Origin of the sequence: Pseudoalteromonas sp. G4 (assembly GCF_028875915.1) — a bacterium.
GTDB lineage: Bacteria > Pseudomonadota > Gammaproteobacteria > Enterobacterales > Alteromonadaceae > Pseudoalteromonas.
Map to the genome: position 1 here is coordinate 1 of NZ_JAPEHW010000179.1, position 506 is coordinate 506.

Below are 506 nucleotides of genomic sequence, written 5' to 3' on the forward strand. Positions count from 1 at the left end.
AAGGTAAAAAGGCCGGTATTTTAGAAGAAAGCCTAGATAAAGAGCGTACAGTTGGCTCGCGTCAGCGCGCGAGCTTTACCAAAGCCGTTAAAGCAGGTGTAAATATGGTATTTGCATCAGATGCAGGGGTGTATCCGCACGGTGATAACGGTCACCAATTTAGTCGCATGGTAAAGTTTGGCATGACCGAACTGCAAGCATTACAAGCTGCCACCATCAATGCGGCAACCATGCTTAAAAAACAAGATTCATTAGGCTCGCTCGATGTGGGTAAATTTGCAGATGTGATTGCTGTTAAAGGCAATCCTCTCGAAAACATTAGCACGTTAGAGCAAGTCGACTTAGTGATTAAAGATGGCAAGGTCGAAATCGATTTAATTAAATAACGGTAAATTAAAAAAGGGGCAGAAGCCCCTTTTTTACGATTCAAAAAACTCACGATTGCGGCGGTATTCACCCATGCCGATGCCTTTATGCTTGATAAACAGCTTACGAAAAGCTGCATC

1 protein-coding gene is annotated in these 506 nt (G+C 43.3%); it reads left to right on the forward strand.

Annotated features, from left to right (window positions below; all coding sequences use genetic code 11):
• On the forward strand, positions 1-386 hold a 386-nt coding region (locus ON073_RS20515; protein ID WP_274763711.1), incomplete at its 5' end, for an amidohydrolase family protein.
• Positions 387-506: the final 120 nt, after the last annotated feature.